This is a genomic window from Nonomuraea sp. PA05 (assembly GCF_008086045.1).
Lineage (GTDB): Bacteria > Actinomycetota > Actinomycetes > Streptosporangiales > Streptosporangiaceae > Nonomuraea > Nonomuraea monospora.
The window spans coordinates 94,027-114,507 of record NZ_VSEY01000039.1 but is presented as its reverse complement, the minus strand read 5'-3'; the positions used below and the strand labels follow the sequence as shown (position 1 = coordinate 114,507).

Annotated in this window: 17 protein-coding genes and 1 pseudogene; 12 read left to right on the top strand and 6 right to left on the bottom strand. The window is 72.0% G+C overall.

Annotated elements, in window-relative coordinates:
* Nucleotides 1–16 precede the first annotated feature (16 nt).
* The 3 genes from FXF51_RS45305 to FXF51_RS45295 are packed head-to-tail and all read right to left on the bottom strand — an operon-like array spanning nucleotide 17 to nucleotide 5,631.
* Nucleotides 17–517, bottom strand: a complete 501-nt coding sequence (locus tag FXF51_RS45305) for a hypothetical protein (RefSeq protein ID WP_148440986.1) — start codon at nucleotides 515–517, stop codon at nucleotides 17–19.
* Nucleotides 514–5,253: a hypothetical protein gene (locus FXF51_RS45300; RefSeq protein WP_148440985.1), complete on the bottom strand. Its 4,740-nt coding sequence runs from the start codon at nucleotides 5,251–5,253 to the stop codon at nucleotides 514–516. Before FXF51_RS45300 ends, FXF51_RS45305 begins: the two co-directional genes overlap by 4 nt.
* Nucleotides 5,254–5,631, bottom strand: coding sequence for a YbaB/EbfC family nucleoid-associated protein (locus tag FXF51_RS45295; RefSeq protein WP_148440984.1), 378 nt, complete (start codon nucleotides 5,629–5,631; stop codon nucleotides 5,254–5,256). It abuts the gene before it with no gap.
* 114 nt (nucleotides 5,632–5,745) lie between these two features.
* On the opposite strand from FXF51_RS45295, the gene FXF51_RS45290 reads away from it, so the two are divergent.
* On the top strand, nucleotides 5,746–6,051 hold the full coding sequence (locus FXF51_RS45290; protein ID WP_148440983.1) for a hypothetical protein: 306 nt from the start codon (nucleotides 5,746–5,748) through the stop codon (nucleotides 6,049–6,051).
* A 127-nt stretch (nucleotides 6,052–6,178) separates the two neighbouring features.
* On the opposite strand, the gene FXF51_RS45285 is transcribed toward FXF51_RS45290, so the two are convergent.
* On the bottom strand, nucleotides 6,179–6,727 hold the full coding sequence (locus FXF51_RS45285) for a hypothetical protein (RefSeq protein ID WP_148440982.1): 549 nt from the start codon (nucleotides 6,725–6,727) through the stop codon (nucleotides 6,179–6,181).
* Between the two features lie 143 nt (nucleotides 6,728–6,870).
* Nucleotides 6,871–7,257 carry an STAS domain-containing protein gene (locus FXF51_RS45280; protein WP_148440981.1) on the bottom strand — a complete coding sequence of 129 codons (387 nt, stop codon included), beginning with the start codon at nucleotides 7,255–7,257 and terminating at the stop codon, nucleotides 6,871–6,873.
* A gap of 246 nt (nucleotides 7,258–7,503) precedes the next feature.
* Between FXF51_RS45280 and FXF51_RS45275 the strand changes: the two genes are divergently transcribed.
* Complete coding sequence (locus FXF51_RS45275; RefSeq protein WP_148440980.1) at nucleotides 7,504–8,787, top strand: DUF6461 domain-containing protein; 1,284 nt, start codon at nucleotides 7,504–7,506, stop codon at nucleotides 8,785–8,787.
* 95 nt (nucleotides 8,788–8,882) lie between these two features.
* Nucleotides 8,883–9,437 (top strand): isochorismatase family protein, encoded by a 555-nt coding sequence (locus FXF51_RS45270; RefSeq protein ID WP_148440979.1) that lies wholly within the window; start codon nucleotides 8,883–8,885, stop codon nucleotides 9,435–9,437.
* A gap of 10 nt (nucleotides 9,438–9,447) precedes the next feature.
* Here FXF51_RS45270 and FXF51_RS45265 read toward each other — a convergent pair whose 3' ends face one another.
* Nucleotides 9,448–10,740, bottom strand: coding sequence for a vanadium-dependent haloperoxidase (locus tag FXF51_RS45265; RefSeq protein ID WP_148440978.1), 1,293 nt, complete (start codon nucleotides 10,738–10,740; stop codon nucleotides 9,448–9,450).
* Between the two features lie 313 nt (nucleotides 10,741–11,053).
* Here FXF51_RS45265 and FXF51_RS45260 point away from each other — a divergent pair, with 313 nt between their 5' ends.
* The 9 genes and pseudogenes from FXF51_RS45260 to FXF51_RS45225 all read left to right on the top strand — a co-directional run bounded on the left by FXF51_RS45260 (nucleotide 11,054) and on the right by FXF51_RS45225 (nucleotide 20,469).
* Entirely contained in the window at nucleotides 11,054–11,407 is a 354-nt protein-coding gene (locus FXF51_RS45260; RefSeq protein ID WP_148440977.1) for a histone-like nucleoid-structuring protein Lsr2, read from the top strand.
* A 167-nt stretch (nucleotides 11,408–11,574) separates the two neighbouring features.
* Nucleotides 11,575–12,921 (top strand): DUF3500 domain-containing protein, encoded by a 1,347-nt coding sequence (locus FXF51_RS45255; RefSeq protein WP_148440976.1) that lies wholly within the window; start codon nucleotides 11,575–11,577, stop codon nucleotides 12,919–12,921.
* A gap of 81 nt (nucleotides 12,922–13,002) precedes the next feature.
* Nucleotides 13,003–13,458, top strand: coding sequence for a nuclear transport factor 2 family protein (locus FXF51_RS45250; RefSeq protein ID WP_148440975.1), 456 nt, complete (start codon nucleotides 13,003–13,005; stop codon nucleotides 13,456–13,458).
* A gap of 211 nt (nucleotides 13,459–13,669) precedes the next feature.
* Nucleotides 13,670–14,257, top strand: coding sequence for a peptide deformylase (locus FXF51_RS45245; protein ID WP_148440974.1), 588 nt, complete (start codon nucleotides 13,670–13,672; stop codon nucleotides 14,255–14,257).
* A 24-nt stretch (nucleotides 14,258–14,281) separates the two neighbouring features.
* On the top strand, nucleotides 14,282–14,659 hold the full coding sequence (locus FXF51_RS61315) for a hypothetical protein (RefSeq protein ID WP_187414935.1): 378 nt from the start codon (nucleotides 14,282–14,284) through the stop codon (nucleotides 14,657–14,659).
* A 26-nt stretch (nucleotides 14,660–14,685) separates the two neighbouring features.
* Nucleotides 14,686–16,701, top strand: a pseudogene (locus FXF51_RS62190) (hypothetical protein); the annotation flags it as partial.
* A gap of 258 nt (nucleotides 16,702–16,959) precedes the next feature.
* A complete protein-coding gene (locus FXF51_RS45235; RefSeq protein WP_148440973.1) occupies nucleotides 16,960–19,347 on the top strand; it encodes a DUF4132 domain-containing protein in 2,388 nt (795 codons plus the stop codon).
* Between the two features lie 40 nt (nucleotides 19,348–19,387).
* Nucleotides 19,388–20,020, top strand: coding sequence for a TetR/AcrR family transcriptional regulator (locus FXF51_RS45230; protein WP_148440972.1), 633 nt, complete (start codon nucleotides 19,388–19,390; stop codon nucleotides 20,018–20,020).
* Between the two features lie 2 nt (nucleotides 20,021–20,022).
* On the top strand, nucleotides 20,023–20,469 hold the full coding sequence (locus FXF51_RS45225; protein ID WP_148440971.1) for an acyl-CoA thioesterase: 447 nt from the start codon (nucleotides 20,023–20,025) through the stop codon (nucleotides 20,467–20,469).
* Nucleotides 20,470–20,481 lie beyond the last annotated feature (12 nt).

Here is a 20,481-nt window from a genome sequence, read left to right as displayed (position 1 = left end):
GCGGGGCGATCCGCGGTCAGGCCGTGTCGCGGGCGCCCACGGTGATCACGCCGGCCGTGTGCAGGCTGGTCAGCAGGGTCCAGTCGTCCGCCGGATCGAGCCAGACCTGGAGTTCCTCGGGGCCCGACGGCCTCGGCAGCGCTCCGGCGGGCGCATAGAAGGACGCCACCAGGACCAGCGGGACCGGAGCCGTCCAGTGAGCGGGGGACGGCGGCTCGTGCCGGGGGCCGAGCAGCACGGCGCGCTCCGCCTCGCCGCACGCGCCGAGCCGTCCGGCCGCGAGCCGGGCCTGCAGCCTGACCTGGACGTCCAGGGCCAGGCCGAGCCGCGCCCGCGCCCGGTCGCCGTCAGCGGGCAGCGCGAGGTAGCCGGGCACGAGCATGCCGACGAGGCCGGCCGGATCGTCCGCGTAGCCCCGCAGCGCGCCGTCCGCGTGGATCATCTCGTAGCGGTACGGCCGGCCCTCCGCGTTGACCGGCGGCCCGGCGTCGGGGACGTTACGGACGATCACGGTCATGGCCGTGCCTCCTCCTGGGCATCGGCCCAGCGGGTGATCGCGTACAGGGCGGTGAGCTGCTCCTTGTCGGCGGCCCGCCAGAACAGCTCGTCCATCAGCCGCCGGAAGGACAGGCTGCCCTCCCGCGAGATGTCCGCCACCGAGCCGAGGTCGCGCAGCCCGGCGTGGGCGCCCAGCGCGTCGTGCCGGCCGCCGTTCGGCGGCAGGTCCAGGATCGCGTTGCGGAACGCGGCCTCGACCAGCGCGAGCGACACCTTCACCTGCGACTGGATCACGGCGGGATCGAGCGAGCCGTCCCACATGCGGAACTCGATGTGGTCCGTCGGCTTGCCCGCCACCCCGAACGTGTTCACCGCCGACTCGCGCGTGTGCAGGTCGCGCACCTCCTTGATCGAGGTGTAGCCCTCGGACGGCAGCGCGTACGGGACGCACCACTTCTGCCCGCGATGACCCTCGTGCTCTGGATTGTGCCCGAGCCGGTAGAGCGTGTCGGTGTGCCGGCCCGCGTAGTCCAGCACACTCGTGTAGTTCGCCACGATGTGGTCGTAGTCGTGCGTGCTCACGTGGATGTGCCCGCCGGTCCTGACCGTGGCGACGCCGCCGTGCGCGCGGATGATCTCGCAGGCCAGGCGCAGGTTCTCCCACGTCTCCGGCTCGTCGTACAGGATCGGCGAGACCAGCTCGCCCATGACCGTGCCGTCCTTCTCCAGCAGCCACAGACCACGCCCGCCGGGACGGCCCGAACGGTAGCCCCTGTCCTTCGAGGTGTGGTAAGAGTGCGCGGTGGCGTCGGCCGTCAGGCCCGCCTCGTGCAGGGCGCGGGGGATGGCCAGGATGAGGTCGTTCGTGGCGCCGGGCGGCGCGTCGTACTCGATCTCCAGGCCGAAGCCGCGCCCGCCGTCGCGGGCGCCCAGGGACGCGGTGGCGTTCTCGTACAGGTAGGGGATCACCGCCTCGCCTCGGAGGCCGCGCGCCACCGCCTGGTCGTAAGCCCTGGTGAAGGCCTCGAAGTCGCGGGTGAACGACACCTCTGGGGCCTCCGGCCAGCGCTGCCACGCCCGCTCGCGGGCCTCCAGCGAGGCGACCCACCGCCGCTCCGCGATGATCCGCGGGTCCGTGCCGAAGGCTTGCGCCGAGGCGCGGCGCAGCCGCGACCGGTTCGTGTTGTGCTCCTGCTCGGCGTGCGCGTGGTGCCCGCTCGCCAGCTCCCTGGCCTCCCGTACGGACGAAGCGGGCAGATCATGCAGGCTCTCGGCGCTTCCCCAGAGGTTCACCGCCCTGCTTCCGCTCTCGCCGGAGGGTTCGCCCGCGAGCCGGGGCGGCTGCGGTGCGCCAGGGGGTTCGCCCGCGAGCCGGGGCGGTCGCAGCACGCCGGGGGGTTCGCCCGCGAGCCGGGGCGGTCGCAGCGCGTCCAGCACCTGCTGCCGGTCGACCGGGCCGAAGAGGTCGAGGCCGTTCTGCCCGGCTTCGGCCGCCCGCCGGGCCAGCCCCTCCACCGAATGGCCGAGCCCCGCCTCGTCGGCCAGGCGGCGCAGCGGGTCGAACACCCAGATCCGGGACGGCGGCTGCGCGGCGGTCAACTCCGAGAGCCGGGCCAGCGCACGCGCCTCGGCATCGGCCACCCGAGGGACGCCGTACTCGGTCGCGAGCCGCAGCCCGTCCCACAGGTACGGGTCCCGCGACCGGTGCGCGGTCAGCAGATCGGCGAGCTCCCGCACGCCGGACGCGTGCGCCGGATCGGCGCCGTGCACCCGCGCGTCCCCGGCCAGGCGGATGAGCTGCTCGACCGAGCCCGCCTGGCCGACCTCCCCGGCCAGGCGCTCCAGCGGCAGGACGACCCGCCGCCCCATGCCCGTCTCCGGGTGCCTGACGACGTCGTTCAGCGACGCGAGCAGCCGGACGCTGTCGTCGCCGAGTCCGGCCACGTTGTAGTTCTCGGCCACCCGCAAGCCGTTCCACAACTGCGGGTCGTTCAGCAGGAACTCCCGCACCGCCTCCTGGAAGGCGTGGCCCCCGGCCGACGCCGGCGGCAGCAGCCCCCGCTCGTGCGCCGCCCGCACCAGCGGGTACAGCTGCCGGACCGTCTGCACACCCGCGGTCTGCATCAGGGGCCGGGTGAACGTGCTGAGGGTGCTCGGCGTGACCAGGGGCCCCATCGCCTCCGCGATGATCCCGGCAGCGCGCGTGTCCTCCACGGTCGTGGCGGGCAGCAGGGAACGGTGCAGGTAGCCGAGCCAGCGGTGACGGTCCTGCTCCATGGTCCTGCCCAGCACGTCGGCCACCTCGGCGTCACCGCGTGCGGCCGCGGGTGCCATGCCCTGGCGTTCTGCCTCGTGGTGGAGCTCCACCAGGGCGTCGATGTCGCGGCGGGCGCCGAACAGGCGTGTCGACAGGTCGTCGATGGCTCTTCTCGGGTTCTCGGCGCGAAGGCTCGTGCTCAGCGCGGCCAGGGCTGCGGCGGTGGCGTCGGTCTGGTTCTGGACGGGGAGGTTCCGCATGATGTACCGGCCGTGTTCCAGAAGCTGCTCGTCCGGCAGGCCGTTGTCGGGTGGGTCGCCGTCCGATGGGCGGCCGTTCGGTGGGGTGCCGTCCAGTGGGGTGCCGTCCGGTGCGCGGCCGTTCGTGTTCTGGCCGTTGAGCAGCCGTTCGATGCGGTTCGGCGCGCCGTCGCCGGGCGTCCAGCGGTGGACGATCGCCGCGGCCTCGGCGAAGTTGCGCGGCCGTGGGTCCGCGATGGGGGTGTGCCCGTCGGCCTGACGCTCACCTGGGCCCGTGCGGGCGGCCGGGGGCGGCGCGGCGTGGGGCGCGGGCAGCTCCGTCCGGTTCTCAGGCAGCTCCGTCCGGTCCGCGGGCGTCCGGGAGGCCGTGGACGTGTGCTGGTCCGCCACGGGATGGGTGCCGCTGTCCGGCTGCACGTGCGGCGCCGGTCGTGAGCCCCCGTCCCCGGCATCCCTCGCCGCCTCCCGCTCGGTCGTGTCCTGCGCGTCGGTCTCCTCGACGTGGTGGGCCGCGTTGACGGCCGGGACCGTGGCGGGCAGCGCCGAGCCGCGAGGCAGCTCGCCGGGTTGCGCGGCGTCGGTACGCACCGGCGCGACCCCGCCCACCGGACCCCGCTCGGCGACGGCTCCCCCCTGCCCGGCTGACCCGTCCGCCGCGTGCGCCGGTCCAGCGGGCAGCGGCGTGTCGTGCCGCCGGACGACCTCGCCCACGATCGTCTCGCCCCGATGCGCCGGAAGCACACCACCCCGCGCTTCGGCCGGAGGCGACGACGAGCGATCCCCTATTGGGCCGATACCGCCCTGACGCTCAAGCGACCCGTGCTGCCCGCCCTGCCCGCCCTGCCCGCCCTGCGTGTCCTGCGCATGCGACGCGGCTCGCACGTGCTGCCCGGCCTGCGCCTGCCCATGCTGCGCGGCCTGCGTCTGCTGCGTGGCCTGCCCATGCTGCGCGCCCCGCCCAGCTTGCGTGCCCTGCCCGGCTTGCGTGCCCTGCCCGGCTTGCGTGCCCTGCCCGGCTTGCGTGCCCTGCCCGGCTTGCGCGCCCTGCCCGGCTTGCGTGCCCTGCGCGTGCTGCCCAGGGTGCGAGGCCTGCCCAGGCTGCCCGGCCTGCGCCTCCTGCAAGGCCTGCCCGTGCTGCCCGTATTGCCCGTACTGCCCGTGCTGTGCGAGCGCCGTGACGCTGTGCCGTCCAGGAGACGAGCTGTCGTGCCGCTCAGGGAACGGACCATCGCGCTGTCCGAGAGACTGCCCGGAAGACGGGCCGTCGCCGGACCGGCCGCCCAGCTCGGCGACGGCCTGCATCGGCCCGTAACTCACCCTGGCCGAAGCCGGCACATCCAAGCCCCCCGCGACCCCCGAGATGAACGTGTACCCCAGGTGCGCGGCATCGAGCTGCCCGCTGAGCGCGAGCCCCGGAACCGCCCCGGCGGTCCCCGTCACCCCGCCCAGCAGCGCCTGCCCGTACATGCTCTGCCCGATCGCCACGAACTTGTCGCGTACCGCCAGCTCGGCCTTGGAGGCGACGTACACCATCTCCCGGCTCAGCAGCCGCGACAGCCCCGCGTTCGCGCCGGCGAACAGCGCGCCGGTCAGCGCCCCGCTGCCCGCCGACATGGCCAGTGACGCGTAGTCGAAGTCGCCGGCCTCACGATCGCCCCAGATCTGCTGACCGATCTGCACGCCGAGGTCCAGGCCGCCCACGATGCCGCCGAACTTCAGCATGTTGATCAGGACGAGCCGTTTCAGCGTCTGGATGTTCACCTTGGTCAGCAGCGTGTTGTGCTGGATCATCCCGAGCACGGCGGGGCCGTTCACGTAGATCCACACCAGCAACCTGATGATCATCGCGCCGAGCAGCGCCAGCGACGCGTAGATCATCCATTCGGTGTGCTGCATCCGCACGCCGTGCTCGCGCAACGACCGCGCCTCGTCCCGGAGCGCCTGTTCCAGCAGGTCGAGCAGCGCCTCGGGGGAGCCGGGCCCGTCGTGTCCGCTGAGGGCGGCGAAGACCTGCTCGAACGTCTCCTTGGCCGCGCCCTTCCAGAGCCCGTCGCGCAGCTGCCGCATGACCGCGCCCGCGTCGCCGGCCTTGATCTCGGCCAGGGCGTCGGCCAGTTCCTCCATGGTCTGCGCCTCGGCGATGATCCCGCCGACGTCGGCCGCGGGCAGCGCCCCGCCGGTCAACGGTTGCGCGATCGGCCGGACCACCTCGGGCACCAGGCTGAGGTCAAGCGGCATCTAGGACGTTCCGGGCCGGGGGAGGAAGGACTCGAAGTTCGTCTTCTCCCCGAACAGGTCCTCGAAGGGCAGGTCCGGGACGAAGGGCTCCATCAGCTCCTTCATCTCGCCGGAGACCTGCCGGGTGGCGTCCCTGATCTGTGCGACGATCGTGTCGGACAGCTCCGACGGCGTCAGCTTGCGGTAGACCCTCGGATCGAGGTCGATCGTCCGCACCTCACCACGAGGGCCGACGGTGACGGTCACCATGCCGTCCTTGGAAGTGGCCGTCGCCGCCAGCTCCCGCATCCTCTCCTGCATCTGTCTGAGCTGCTCGGTCTGCTGGTCGACCTCCTGGACGAGCTGCTCCAGCAGCCGCCACTGCTCATCCGACGCCATTCGCCGTCCCCACGTCTGCCACTTCGGCCTCAACGGCCTCTTGCGTCTCATCTTCTCCTACGTATGCGACATAGATCCACATTTGGCGGGCGATGACGGCTACGCTGCCGACTCGTGGAGTTCGACGGAGTCGTCTACAGCAGGAGCGAGCTGCGCCGGTTGGCGCGCGGGGCGAGCGACGTGGCCGGTCTCGTGTCCGGCACCGACACCCGGTTCGAGACGTCGGCGAGCGTGGCCCGCACGGCCCTGGGCGACGACGACTACGGCCGCGCCTACTGGCAGGCGCGCGGGACGCAGCTCGGCAACATCGGGGCCGGGCTGAACCTGCTGGCCGACGCGCTCGGCCGGCAGGAGACGCGGCTGCTGCGCGCGCTGCGCACGTACAACGCCGGTGACGACGCCTCGACGATGCGAACCTGACGCGCCCGCCGCTCGCGGGAGGTCTTGACGGGACGACGGCGTACGGGACGGGGCCTGGGACCGCGCGCAGGCGTACCGGGCGGAGGCCTGAGACCACCGCGCGCAGGCGCCACCCTCCCCGCGGCGGCTACTGGGGGCGGGGCGGCGCGAGAGCCGCGTAGAAGTACGGGCTGAGCAACGGCCCCAGCGTGGCCGCCATCAGCCGATCTCCCGGCTCGATGGCACGCCGCGCACCGTCGAACGGCACCCCCAACGTGCTGACCGCACCCGTGGCAGGCGACCTGACGACGATCTTCAGCATGTCGTCGATGCCGTTACGGCGCAGGAACGTGTCCGCGAAGTCCCGCTCAGGACCGGTCGCCCGCAGACGCAACTGCCCGAGGGTCGCCACCCCGTGACGGGTCAGGCAGGCGACCCCGTCACGCGAGGCGAACGGGTTGTTCAACCGCCAGCGCTCGGCGTACTCCTCCACGAAGTCCGGCCGGAACATGGTGCGGTACTGCTCCTCGCCGCCGCCGCCCAGCGTCAGGTACGCGGGGTTCTCGGCCACGAACGCGTCCTTCCAGCCGAGATGGACGGCCAGCGAGTCGGCGAGCACCGGATACAGCGCCCCCTGCCGAGCCGTGGCGACCTGCTCCAGCACCCTGATGAGCTTTCGGTATTCGAGCTGTTCCACGGATCCGCCATCGCACTCGGTCTTCAGCGTTCTCTCTGCCAAGGATCGCGCAGCGGGCGGCCGATCACCCAGCACTTGGTCAAGGACGGCCCATGTTCCGGGACGGGTCCCGGTCTCACACCACGGCGAATCCGGTCAAAGCCTCAACCGGCGGCCTGGCCGCTGACAGGGACGGGCTGCGCCGCCCGGAGCGCGGCACGGATGGCCCCCTCCAAGGTGTCATGCACGTTCAGCCCGCCCGCGGCCTCGGTGGCGTGCAGCAGGTGCGCCGGCCCTCGCTGCAACGCCGCGAGGTGCAGGCCGGCGCCGTGGTGGCGGGCGACGGTGTGGGCGCGCAGCAGGACGTGCAGCGCCGACTCGCCCAGGTAGGGCACTTCGCTCAGGTCGAGCACGAGGTGGTCGCCGGGGTGGCGGCGGGTGCGGCCGATGTAGTCGTCCAGGAGGTAGGCGGTGGTGATGTCCGCCCGTCCGGCCACCGCGATGACGGTCACGCCGGGCAGGTACTGGGAACTGAACGTCAGCGACGGCACAGCAGCGGACCTCCATCAGAGCCCAGGGGGGACGGGCACGTGTCGGGGCACTGTCAGCCTATGCCCACCACCTGGTCTGCCCGCTACCCCTGAGGAGGACTTCGGGCCGAAAAATGTCCAGCTCACCCGGCTTCACGCAGAAAGTTCTCGCGGCTGGCGGGGCGGCGAGCGCCGCCGCCACGACGACACGGCCAACTTGTCGGACCCGCCTGCCATACTCGCCGCGACCATGAAAAAGGGAGCCCGATGAGCAAGGTCATGCCCTCCGACTACGCGTGGGTGCGCGACTGGGCGGAGGAGATCTTCACCGTCACCTTCGTCCGCGGCCTGGACGAGCGCGAGACGCTCCGCCGGTTCGGCGTGGCCGACCAGAACATCCACCCCGTGGAGGACGAGGAGGTCGTGGAGCGCATGGAGGTGACCGGAGGCTGCTGCGACCTGGTGCTGGTCACCCGGGCCTGCGGCTGGACGATCGCCTTCGAGTACGGAGGCTGGGAGGGCACCCGCGCCGAGACCCTGCGCGAGCTGACCCGCGACGGCGGCGAGGCCGTCTCCGTGATGCGCCACGACTACGCGGCGTCCCACGACTTCGAGCACGCCGTGGACGGCCGGATCCGGACGGCGTTCCGCCCGCAGCTGCCCCAGGAGCGCTGGGGCACCCGCCCTGACGCGCTGAACGAAGACCTGCGCGAGCTGGGCCTGGAACCCGAACCGGACGAGGAGCTCCAGTACCTTCCCGGCACCGTTCCCGCGGCCCTCGCCCTGGCCTCCCGCATCTCCGGCGTGCTGTTCACCCCCGCACTGCTGGACATGCCGCTGCTGGGCGGGGTCATCACCGACGCCGCCCCCGCCGATCCCCGGGAAGGCGACCCCTTCGCCCGCAGCGCCCTGCGGGCCTTCCGCCCTGAGCTCGCCCAGGCCATCGACGACGCCCCGCCCGGCCTCCAGCGGCGGGCCGCGGTCGCCGAGGCCCGCCGCCAGTGCGAGGTGGCCGGCGTGGCCTCCCACCCGGTGCTGACCGCCGCCCTGGCCGAGGCTGAGCGAGGCGCGGTCGAACGGGGTGAGGTCGAGCAGGATGAGGTCGAGCGGGGTGAGGTCGAGCGGGGTGAGGCTGAGTGGGGCGAGGTGAGTCCGGTCGGGTGCGACTCTCCGCTTGCCGCGCTCATTCGCGACTACGAGTCGGAGCTGACCGGCCATCCGATCGACGCGGCCACCGGCGAGTGGATGACCGGCCCGCCCGCCGATCCGCACCGCCCCCCGGCCAGTGGCCGCAACATCTTCTCCACCGAGAACGCGACTGGCATGCCCGCCTGCCCGAGCTGCACGTGGCATCACCGGCCGGGCGAGGCGGAGCGGGAGGCGGTCCGGCCGCGCTGGCAGGCGGCGATCTCCGTACGGCACGCCCTGTTACCCGACGCCAGGAGGGCCGCCTACAACACCCACACCGCCCTGATCTACGGCGCTGAGGTCCTGACCGCTCCCGAACGAGTGGCGGACGTCGCCGCGATGCTGCGCGCCGGCCCAGCCTGACGCGATCACAAGCCCGCTACCTGCACAATCGCCACCTACCAGGAAGACCGTGACAGGTGTACGGTCTCTCCACGACAAGCACAAAGGGGACAGACGTGACCACATTGGAGAACCGGCCGAAGACCGCGCTCCTCGTCATCGACGTACAGAACGGCACAGTAGGCGAGGCCCACGCCCGCGACGCCGTGGTGGCGAACGTGGCGAGCCTCGTCGACAAGGCGCGGGTCGAGCAGGTCCCCGTCGTCTGGGTGCAGCACAACGACGAGGGCATGCCGCGCGAGAGCGACGGCTGGCAGATCGTCTCTGAGCTGTCCAGGGGCGAGGACGAGCCGCTGGTCGAGAAGACCTACCTCGACTCCTTCGAGGACACCACGCTGGAGAGCGTGCTGGCGGGGCTGGAGGTGGGGCGGCTGGTCGTGGCCGGGGCACAGACCGACGCCTGCATCCGTTCGACGCTGCACGGTGCGCTCGTCAGGGGGTACGACGCGATCCTCGTCAGCGACGCGCACACGACGGAGGACATGTCGACGTGGGGAGCGCCGCCGCCGGACCAGGTCATCGCGCACACGAACCTGTACTGGAAGCACCAGACGGCGCCCGGCCGCACGGGTGGCACGGTCGAGACGAAGGACGTCGACTTCAGCCGGTGACTTCCTCGCGTCAGTGCCTCGGGCGGAAGGCGTGCGCGGCCACGTAAGCCGTGACGTTCTTCCCGATGCCCGCCCCCGCCACGTCCGCCGCCCGCGTGTGGATCCCGCCCCAGACCCGCGCCTCGATCACCTCGTCAAGAGCCTGGGAGAAGCTCCGGAAGTGCCGCGTGGTCCCGGAGTCGGCGCTGTAGCCGCTGAACGGGATGTCGTCGCGCCCGTAGAACCGGGCCAGCGCCGCCATGCTCGCCGCCGTGAAGCAGGCGTGCCCGGAGGTGTAGTCGGGATGCGGCGGGGTGACGAGCAGCGGCGTCCACTCCGGGTCGGCGGACGTGGCCGGGTTGCCGTCGGTGTCGGCGAGCCGGATCGCGGTGATGGGCCGCCAGGACGCCCAGGCCGCCTTCTCGTTGAAGCAGGCGATGGTGGCGTCGGCCTCCGCCAGGTTCGTCATGGCGAACATGCGCGCCGTCCGCAGCGTGTCCAGCCGCTGGGACGTGGCGAGCTGCCGTTTGATCTCCCATTCGGCCAGCCGGCGGTCGTGCCACCAGATCGCGGCCTGCGTCTGGTCGGCGGTGCGGGTGGTGCTGGCGGCTGAGCCGATGGTCTTGACCTCGTTCAGGTCGCGGGCGTAGCGGCGGCTGGTGAGCGCGGGCGGCCCCGAGGTGCGGAACATGGCCGCGCCGGGGATGACGAACGGCTTCAGCTGCCCGACCCAGGCGCCGTCGGAGGCGAAGGCGGGAGGCGTGGGCCGCCACTGGCCGGGCTGGGTGCCGACGGGCCAGGTCTGGTCGCCGAACGCGCCGTCGTTCCGGCGGGCGGCGATCATGGCGGTGGCCGTCCGCGTGCCGATGGCGATGCCCTGCTGCTTGGCGGCGCCGTCGGGGATCTGCGCCAGCGCCTCGTCGTACTCGGCGGCCAGGCGGTCGTGCTGGGCGGGGAAGAGGGCGTCCAGGACGAGGTGCGCGGCGGTGGCGACGGCCGCGCTCGCCGACTCGCGCCCGGTGGCGCGCGGCGCGACCAGGTACGGCTGGTACGGGGTGCCCGCGATCGCGTTGACCGCGTCGTAGACGGCCCCGTGCACCATCGCGAAGCCGCGTGAGGTGACCTGTGGCGGCTGGCGGGCGATCTCGTAGATGGCGGTCTGGGCGTGCCTGTCCCAGACGATGATGGGATCGGTTGCGGTGATCGCGTCGTCGAAGGCGGCGGCCGGGGCGCCGGCCCAGCTTCCCAGGATGACGGCGACGGCGACGGAAAGGCGAGCGGTCTTGCGCGGGAGGACGGCACCTGCGCCCCATGACCTCGGCATGGCAGCAAATTACTTCCCCAGCCGCATTCATCACAGCAGCCGAGTGGTCGAAACGTCCATAATGACATATCCGAAAGGGTCCGGGAGCCCGCCGCAGGGCGGGTTCCGGAGAAACGGGTGACCGCTCAATGCGCCGCCCTGGATGATGGAATCTTCCGGTGCGGAGATTAATTTAGGTAGAATGACCGAGGCGAACTCATGCTGATCCGCCACTCCGCGCACAGAAAATTTCCGGTAAATCTCGATACGGCTTGACGGCATCGCGCGACGCGCTACAGTACCGCACAACCTGGGGCTGAATTGGAGTGCCAGCATGGCCAAGAGGTTGATTGAAACGATCACGGACGACTTCGACGGCTCCCCGATGGAGGACGAGAACCCGGTCTCCTTCAGCATCAAGGGCGACCGCTTCGTGATGGATCTGAAGCCCGAGAACGAGGACAGGCTGCGCGCGGCCCTGGCGCCCTTCATCGCCAAGGCGCGCCGCGACGAACCGGTTGCCACGTCGCGGCCCCGCGGCCGCCGCCCCACCGGCGGCGCGACGCGGGCCATGAGCAAGGAGAAGAGCCAGGAGATCCGGCAGTGGGCGAAGGCGCACGGGTTGCCGGTCAGTGAGCGGGGCCGCATCGCCTCGTCGGTGATCCAGAAGTACGAGGCCGCGCACTAGATTCGCCCGCGAAAGGCCCTCTGGAATAGGGGGCCTTTCCTCTTGCCCGCGCCACGGCCGATTAGCGGCCCGCGCATACGGCGAGCATAAAGCGCGCAGTTGCCCGGGCAAGCCATTTCAAAGGGTCCCTTCAGGCGTTCCTCATCTTGGCCCCCGACATTGAGGACATGCACGGACACGCACCTCGTACCCCAGAAGCGGAGCGCAGCCGCCGCTGGTTCCTGAACAGGGCGCTGCTTCTCGGCGGCGTCGCCGCTGTGGCGACCATGACCGGCTGCGCAGCCGGAGAGACCACCACGTCCCCCACCGGCGCCGCGACCGGCGGGCCGACCGGCGGCCCGCCCGGTGGCGGCGGGATGGGCCCGGGCGCGAGCGAGGTGAAGTACCAGGACTTCGTCGGCGTCACCACCGACGGCAAGGTCGTCGAGGACCTCTACGCCGTCCACTCCACGGGCGTCTCCACCGCCGCGATCGTCAAGGCCGCCCAGGCGTTCCTGGCCGGGCTCTCCGCCGAGCAGCGCGGCGAGACGCTGTTCGACGTGCGGGCCGACGAGTGGCTGGCCTGGAGCAACGTCGACGGGTACGACCGCAAGGGCGTCCGCATGGGCGACCTGACAGAGGCGCAGCGCGAGCTGGGTTACGCGCTGCTCGGCGCGGCCCTGTCCGCCGAGGGGCTCACCCTGAGCCGCAACATCATGAAGCTGAACGCGTTCCTCGGCGACTACAACGGCGGCGGCAAGGAGACCCTCACCGAGGGCCACTACTTCTTCACGTTCATGGGCACGCCGTCCGCCACCGGCCCGTGGGGCTTCCAGTACGAGGGCCACCACCTCGCCATCAACTACTTCGTCCTCGGCGACCAGGTCGTCATGACCCCGACGTTCATGGGCTCGGAGCCGACCTCGGCCACCTACCAGGGCGAGCAGATCACCACGTTCGAGAAGGAGACGCGGGCGGGGCTGGCCATGCTGCGCGCGCTCACCGGCGAGCAGCGCGCCAAGGCCGTCTCCGCGTCGGAGCAGAAGAGCGGCGTGAACATGAAGGCCGGCGCGGGCGCGGACAACCTGGAGCTGCCCTACCAGGGGCTGCCCGGCTCCGAGATGACCGCCGCGCAGCGGCAGAAGCTGCTCGACCTGGTCCGCGTCTACGTCGGCTACCTGGACGACGCGCACGCCGAGGTGAAGATGAAGGAGGTGCGCGAGCACGTGGCGAAGACCTACTTCTACTGGATCGGCGAGACCGGCGACGACTCCGCGTTCTACTACCGGGTGCACAGCCCGGTCGTGCTCATCGAGTACGACGCGCAGTCCCCGCTCGCGTACGGCGAGAAGGCGGTGACCCGGCAGAGCGGCACCCCGGAAGCCCGCCCGACGGGCTCTCCCGGCGGCGGCATGCCGGACGGGCCGATGGGCGGGGACCCCACGCAGCAGCACATCCACACGATCATCCGCACCCCGAACGGCAACGACTACGGCGTGGACCTGCTCAAACTGCACCTGGCGACCGACCACTGAGCTCGCCGCGCGCGCCTCACATTCCGGCCGGTCGTCTCGTCGTACCCCTGAGGAGAAACCGACAAGCAGGAGACAGGACCGATGAACGACTTCCAGGCCATCGCCGACCGGGTCGAGATCGAGGCGCTGCGCGGCGAGTTCACCGACGCGGCGATGATGCGGGACTACGACCGCCTGGCGTCGCTGTTCACGCCGGACGGCGTGCTGCGCATGCCGAACATCCCGGCCGAGCTGGCCGGGCCGGAGGAGATCCGCACGTGGGGCAGGCGGGTGCCCGGGTTCGTGGAGTTCCTGGTGCAGACGACGCACCCCGGGGTGATCAGGATCGAGGGGGACACCGCCCACGGGCGCGCGTACATGCAGGAGGTCGGGCGGCTGGTGGACGGGCGCTCGGAGTTCAACTTCGCGATCTACCACGATCAGTACAGGCGGACCGGGGACGGGTGGAAGTTCACCGAGCGGGTGTACGAGGTGCGCTACCACGACTCGACACCGCTGACGGGCTCGCCCGCCCAGGCCGCGGCTCCACGCCCATGACGGGCTCACTCGCCCGAACCGCGTTTCCACGCCGCTGACCGGCTCGCCCGCCCCGGCCACGGCTGCTCACCCGCAGGGCCGGTGCTGCGCTTCGGCGGGCGGATGCTCTACCGTCTGCTCAGCGACCGCCGAACGAGAGGACCCCGCCGCCCATGGCACCCGAGCCCACCCCCACCGGCAGCACCCGCCCGGCGACCACGGCAGGCGCCCGATGAGCGACAAGCTGATCGAGCAGGTGCAGGCCCTGCTGGCGGCGCCCAGGCCGTGGTCCGTCACGCAGATCGGCGACCCGGTGCTGCGCGGCCCGGCCGAGCGGTACGACGGGCAACTGCCCGGCGCCCTGCTGCGCGAGCTGCTCGACGCGATGTTCGCGCACCTGCCGGGCGTCGGGGTGGGGATCGCCGCGCCGCAGGTCGGCATCCCGCTGGCGCTGGCCGTCATCGAGGATCCGGCCGAAGTCCCGGCGGAGATCGCCGCCGAGCGGGAGCGGGAGCCGCAGCCGAGGCTGGAGCTCGTCAACCCCGTCGTCACCCCTGTCGGGTCGCGCTACCACGCCTTCTACGAGGGCTGCCTGAGCGTCGAGGGGCTGACCGCGGTCGTCGCGCGCCACGCGCGGGTGCGGTTGTCGGCGTCCGACGGCGACGGGCGCCCGTACGAGACGGAGCTGTCGGGCTGGCCGGCGCGCATCGCGCAGCACGAGACCGACCACCTCAACGGCGTCCTGTACCTGGACAGGGCCGAGCCGCGCACGTTGTCGACCACCGGGAACTACGAGCGCTTCTGGGCCTTCATGAAGTAGATCGAGCCTTGTCATCGTCTCGTTATGAATAGCCGGGCGAACGCCGCCACCAGGGCCGGCAGATCCCACCTCGGCGGGATCCAGCAGCCACTGGAGCTGGACGCCGTCCTGCGCGGCCAGCAGAAGCGCCGCGGCCTGGGCGGGGGTGAGGCCGCCCGGCAGGTCCTCGCCCGGCTCGGCGGCGAGCGCCGTCGCGGTCAGCTCGCGCATCCGGGCGTGGCGCCGCACGAAGTCGTGATGCACCGGGTGCCCCTCGGTGACGCTCTCGGCCGGCAGCACCGTGAACGCCTGCGCCACGCCCGGCCTGGTGGCGTTGTACTCGGCGAGCTGGACGATGTGCTCCAGGCGCGGCAACGTGCGGCTCTCGGCCGGCAGGCGCTGCGAGTCGAGGTGCTCGCGTAGCTCCAGCATGCCTCACCGTCGTCGTCCTCCGCCTGGAGCGCCCGGCGGTCGTCCCGGAGATCGCCGCCCGCGCCGCCGCTCTGATCGGTGAGTACGGGGCGAGCGACCAGGCCGTGCTGGACGTGCTCTTCGGTCGTGCCGAGCCGGTCGGGCGGTTGCCGTTCGAGCTGCCCAGCAGCATGGACGAGGTCCGCCGCAGCAGATCGGACGTGCCGGGCGACACGGAGAACCCGCTGTTCCCGCTCGGTCACGGCCTCAACCCGCCGGCCTCGCCCGCCATTATGATCTTCCGCATCGTCACTCGCCTCTGGGCCGCCGCCGGCCGCTACCGCTTCGGGCGCCCGGCCGCCGTCGTCGCCGCGCTCTACCTGACGGCCGTGGCCGCCGCCACCGGTTACGCCGTCGTGTCCCGCGACCTGGTGGCGCTGTCGATCGCCGCGACGGGCATGAAGGCGTGGCCCGTCATTCTGCGAGGGTCCTGGGTGGGGCCGATGCTCGTCGCGATCGGCTCGCTGAACGCGTGGATGGTGTGGCAGGTGCTGCGCGGTCCCGCGCTGCCGCGCGTCGCGGGCTTACCGGGTGGTGTGGTCTGGCTGCGGCGCCTGCTCTACCTGGGCATCGCCGGTGATCTGCTGCTCTGGGAGCTGGTGGAGGAGCTGTCCGACGTCGCGGACATCGTCGTGAGCCGGATCGTGTGGGCCGCCACGATGGTCCTGTGGGTGCGCGTGCTGTCAGGGGTCGGGGCACGGTTCCGGGCGATCGCCCTCGCGCTCGGCCTGATCGGCTCGCTGCCGCTCGTGTCGTTCTTCCAGCTGACGCCTGCCGTGCTGTGGGTGCTGGCGCCGGCGAGCATCGCGTTCACGGTGATGATCCTCGTCGGGCAGCGCCGCGACGGGCGGTGGAGCGACGCCACGGTCACCATCGGGTGGGTCGCCCTCGTCGCACCGCTGCTCCTGATCGCCCTGCCCAGGGGCCTCGGAGTCGTGTCGGACACGCTGGATGCGCTCTCCACGGTCTGGCTGGCACGCACCGCACACGAGCTCGCCCAGCCAGGACAAGCCGTCCACCGGCGGCGGTTCTGGAAGACGCGGTCGCTCCTGCCCGTCGCGCTGCTGCTGCCGCTGCTCGCGGTCGGCGCGGAGGAAGACGCCCGGCACAGCTTCACCGGCACCGAGCAGGACTGCGCCGGGCGGCTCCGCCCCTACGCCGGCACCCGCCCGCAGGACCGGCGCGCCACCTTCCTCTGCCTAGCCAGGGACGGCTCCGCCGGGACGCCGATGTTCCCCTCCGACCTGCCGGACCAGCAGGTCGTGGCCCACGGCAGACGGCTGTGCGCGATTCCGGACGTCCAAGAACGGCATGCGTCACTGCGGCGCCTGGGCGCGGAGCCGGCGGACACGACCCTGGTCGGTGACGCGCTGGAGTACCTGTGCCCCGGCGCCGCGGCCCGGCACCGGGCGCAGGCGGCACACGCGCAGCGGCGACGTGCGCAGGAGGAGGCCGCGTGGCGGGCCAGGCTCGCAGAGGCCAACGCCCACTGCGCCGACCCGTGGCCTCAGGTGCGTGCCGTGAGGCAGGGGACGGCCGCTTACCAGCTCTTCGAAGGGGGCGGGTACTACGTCTACGACGACCTTGACGACACAGAGGGAGGGCCCGGCGCAGACGTGTTCGAGGCGATCGACGACGGGTTCATCCATGCTGCCGGGAGTAGCGCCGCGGTCGTGACCTTTGGTGAGAACCAGCCCATGTGTCTCACTGTGAAGGCCTTTCGCAGTGCTCCGCCGTTGCGGCTCAAGGGCTGGGATCAGGTGGTGGAGGTGGGCATCGTCAGCCGGGGCGGGCACATCGGCGTGCCGGCGTACCCGGAGGGGGGTGACAGCGGGGCGCTCGGGCCGCTGCCGGACTTGGCCATCGATGGTGCTGGGCGGTATCGGATGCGGGTTTACGCGCGTGTGGGGGAGCAGGAGACGGCTGGCTCTGAGGAGCACCTGATCGTTGTGTATCCCGGGCGGTCTGCGAAGAAGGTCGTTCATCGCGAGTGAGTGGCTGGAGGAGGGGCAGCTTGCGGCGAGGGCTTGAGCGCCCGCGCCCCGCACCCCGGACTCGCCCAGCCCCGCGCGCCGCGCGTTGCCCACCCTCGGACTCGCCCAGGCCCCGCACGCCGCGCGTTGCCCAGCCCCGCTCGGCCCCCGCCCAGGCCCGCTCGCCCTACCTCACTCACTTCGCCGACTTCCCTCGCTCCTCACTCAGCTCGCCACCTGATCGCATTTTGTCGGTGGCTTACGGCAACCTGCTGACTCGTGAACGTGACCGACCAGCTCTCCCCCGAGGCCCGCCAGCTCCACCGCCACCTCACCGAGCCCGGCATGGGCTACCCCGCCCCGTGGCCCGACATGTCCCGGCTGACGGCCCTCGACCTGGGCCACCTCCTGCCGCTCGCCTACCGCACCACAGGCGGCGGCGGCCCCGCCATGTCGATGCGGTTCGCCGTCGAGGACGAGGTCAGGCAGCGGCAACCGGAGTTCACCCCCGAATCCTGCCTGGCCCTGTACGAGGCGCTGGTCGAAGGCCTGGACAGACGCAAGTGGGCCGACGTGTGCCTGGCGGCCGGCGCGCTGCTGCGCTGCCCCGGCGGGGCGCCGACGGCCGCGCTGGCCGGGCTTGCTCGGGTGCTGACCGAGTTCATGGTGGCGAACGCGCGCTTGGAGCAGCCGTACGCACTGCTCGCGGTGGCCGGGATCGAAGGGGCGGGCAAGCCGATGGACGAGCCGCAGGGGTCGCTGGCGGTGGCCGAACGTGACGTGGTGCTGGGGCTCGGCCCCGCCGACAGGGCGCTGGTGGCCGAGATCGGGCCCCGCTCATACGGCTCGCCGCCCGAACTGCCGGGCGTGTGGGATCGGCTGGCCGCCCTGACGCCGTACGCGGACTTCGCCCGTTCCGCGCTTGAGGCCGCTGATACGAGACTGGCCGCCATCCACGCGGGCGAGCTTCCGTACCGTGCCGACAAGGCGTTCAGCGCGGCCGAGGTGGCGGCGCTCGGCCGCGCCGCCCGCCTGGCGCTGCACTGCGACGCGCCATGGCTGCCCGAGCTGCTCGACAGCCTGCTGGCCCGCGTGGCGGTCGCGCCGACGGCGGCCAAGACGTTGCCGTCGCAGGCGCTGCTGTTCGAGATCGGCCGGGCGGTCGGGCGGTTCCCGACTCCTGAGGCGATCACGGCGCTGCGCGCGGCGCGGGCGGCGACGCGGCACGCCGGGGTGACCAAGCAGCTCGACCGCATGATCAAGAAGGCGGAGCCGGGGCTGGCCGATCGGGTCGAGGTGGCCTTCCGCATGCCGGACCTGGGGTTCTCGGCGGGAGGGCGGCTGGAGGTGCCGCTGGGGGAGTACACGGCGGTGGTCGCGCCCGGCTCGGGCGGCGAGTTCGAGCTGGGCTTCCGCCAGGGTGGCAAGGCGCTGAAGAGCGTGCCGGCGGCGGTGCGCAGGGAGCACGCCGAGGAGGTCAAGCGGCTGCGCGAGCTGGTCAAGCAGGTGCGGCGGCAGGTGACGACGCTGTGCCGGGCTCTTGAGGGCGGGTTCGCGGGGGAGATGTCCTGGCCGTACGGGGTGTGGCGCGAGAGGGTCGCAGGGCATCCGATCGCGGGTACGGTGGCGGACCGGTTGATCTGGGAGGTGGAGGTCGCCCCGGGCGAGTGGCGCACCCTCCCGCCCGCCTTCGCGCCGGAGCAGCGGACCCCATCACCCGTCTTCGCGCCGCAGCCACGCACGGCGGACATCCCGCCGGAAGCAGGACAGGCACGGGTGCGGTTGTGGCATCCGGCGCGGGCCGAAGCCGGCGAGACGGCCCGTTGGCGGGAGGCTGTGACCGAGGGGCGGGTCAGGCAGCCGTTCAAGCAGGCCTTCCGCGAGGTCTATCCCCTGACCCCGGCCGAGGAGCAGACCGCCGTCTACTCCAACCGCTTCGCCGCCCACGTCGTCGACTACCGCCGCCTCTACGCGATGTTCCGAGCCAGGAACTGGGACTCCAAGATGCTGGGCCCGTGGGACGGCGGCGGCACCGACGCCGCCACCCGGGTGCTGGCGGAGGGCCGCTGGCGGGTGGCGTTCCACCACGACTACCTCTACGACGGGCCAGGCGAGTGCGCCACCACTGACCAGGTGCGCTTCCACCGGCGTGACGAGCAGGGCGCCTGGCTGGAGGCGCCGCTGGCGGAGGTGCCGCCGCTGGTGTTCGGCGAGGCCATGCGGGACGTGGACCTGTTCGTGGCCGTGACGTCGATCGCGGCCGACCCGAGCTGGACCGACCGTGGTGACGACCGCCACCGGACCTACTGGCGCGACACCTCCGTCGGCGCCCTGCAGCCGTCGGGCGAGGTGCGGCGCGACGCCCTGGCCCGCATCCTGCCCCGTACGGCCATCGGCGGGCGCTGCACGCTCACCGACCGGTTCCTGGTGGTGCGCGGCGACCTGCGCACGTACAAGATCCACCTGGGCAGCGCGAACATCCTCATGGACCCCGGCGACGTCTACCTGTGCATCGTGCCCGAGCGGCGGCGCGTCGATCGGCTGTTCCTGCCGTTCGAGGAGGACGACCGCCTGGCGCTGATCCTCAGCAAGGCCTTCCTCCTGGCCAGGGACACGGAGATCACCGACGAGACCATACTCGGGCAGATCAAGGAGGGCGGCTCCTAGAACTATACAACCGACCGGTCGTTCATATAGTTTGGGCGGCATGACACAGGACGGCCGACGGCTGCGCGGGTTGCGCAGCCGGGAGGCGATTCTCGAGCGGACGGTGGGGCTGGCCTCCGTCGAAGGGCTGGACGGCCTCTCGCTGGGACGGCTGGCGACGGCCACCGGCACCAGCAAGTCCGGGTTCTTCGCGCATTGGCGTGACAAGGAGGAGCTGCAGCTCGACGCCGTGGAGTGGGCCACCCGCCAGTGGCGCGAGCACGTCGTCGCACCCGCCATGGGCGCTCCCGCCGGCGTGCGGCGGCTGTTCGCGCTGCACGAGGCGCGGCTGCGGTTCTACGGCGACGGCGTGCTGCCCGGAGGGTGCTTCTTCTTCACCGTCCAGGCCGAGTTCGACGACCGGCCTGGGGCCGTGCACGATCGGGTGGCGCGGGCCATGCGCGAGTGGCAGGAGTTCATCCAGCGGCTGGTGGCCGAGGCCAGGGAACTGGGCGAGCTGGTGGACGGGGCGGATCCGGCGCAGCTCGCGTACGAGATCGACGCGCTCGGTGAGATGGTGATCATCCACTCGCGCCTGCACGACGGGCCCGCCGCCCTCACGCATGCCCGCCGCGCCGTCCTGCAGCGCCTGCGCGCGCTCTGCCCCGACCCCGCACTTCTCCCGGAGGACTGATCATGACGATGGTGGCCGACAACGGCGTGTACGAGCCGGTCCAGGTGCATTTCGACGACCTCGACGCCATGGGGCTGTTGCACAATTCCCGGTACGCGCTGCTGGTGGAGCGGGCGATCGGAGCCTATTGGCAACGGCTGGGGTGGTCGCCTGACGCGGCGCGGTCGGCGTTCAAGGACGTGTTCCTGGCGGTGCGGGAGTTCAAGGTGACTTATCACGCGCCGATCGTGGGGGCGGGCCAGCCGCTGGTGCATTTCTGGATCGAGCGGTTGGGGCGGACCAGCGGTGTGTACGGATTTCGCGTGGTGTCGCCTGAGCGGGAAGTGGTGCACGCCGACGGTTACCGGGTGAATGTGAATCTCGACCCGGCCACTTTGCGTCCCACGCCCTTCAGTGACGAACTCCGCACCGCCACCGAGCCATTGTTGCAACGGGCGGCGGCGTGCTGAGGTCCGGTGTAC

Coding starts and splice junctions, on each gene's coding strand:
- FXF51_RS45260 (WP_148440977.1), top strand. CDS start 11,054: ATGGCCAAGAGGTTGATTGAAACGATCACGGACGACTTCGACGGCTCC.
- FXF51_RS45265 (WP_148440978.1), bottom strand. CDS start 10,740: ATGCCGAGGTCATGGGGCGCAGGTGCCGTCCTCCCGCGCAAGACCGCT.
- FXF51_RS45250 (WP_148440975.1), top strand. CDS start 13,003: ATGAACGACTTCCAGGCCATCGCCGACCGGGTCGAGATCGAGGCGCTG.
- FXF51_RS45295 (WP_148440984.1), bottom strand. CDS start 5,631: ATGGCGTCGGATGAGCAGTGGCGGCTGCTGGAGCAGCTCGTCCAGGAG.
- FXF51_RS45305 (WP_148440986.1), bottom strand. CDS start 517: ATGACCGTGATCGTCCGTAACGTCCCCGACGCCGGGCCGCCGGTCAAC.
- FXF51_RS45245 (WP_148440974.1), top strand. CDS start 13,670: ATGAGCGACAAGCTGATCGAGCAGGTGCAGGCCCTGCTGGCGGCGCCC.
- FXF51_RS45300 (WP_148440985.1), bottom strand. CDS start 5,253: ATGCCGCTTGACCTCAGCCTGGTGCCCGAGGTGGTCCGGCCGATCGCG.
- FXF51_RS45275 (WP_148440980.1), top strand. CDS start 7,504: ATGAGCAAGGTCATGCCCTCCGACTACGCGTGGGTGCGCGACTGGGCG.
- FXF51_RS45225 (WP_148440971.1), top strand. CDS start 20,023: ATGACGATGGTGGCCGACAACGGCGTGTACGAGCCGGTCCAGGTGCAT.
- FXF51_RS61315 (WP_187414935.1), top strand. CDS start 14,282: ATGAATAGCCGGGCGAACGCCGCCACCAGGGCCGGCAGATCCCACCTC.
- FXF51_RS45255 (WP_148440976.1), top strand. CDS start 11,575: ATGCACGGACACGCACCTCGTACCCCAGAAGCGGAGCGCAGCCGCCGC.
- FXF51_RS45230 (WP_148440972.1), top strand. CDS start 19,388: ATGACACAGGACGGCCGACGGCTGCGCGGGTTGCGCAGCCGGGAGGCG.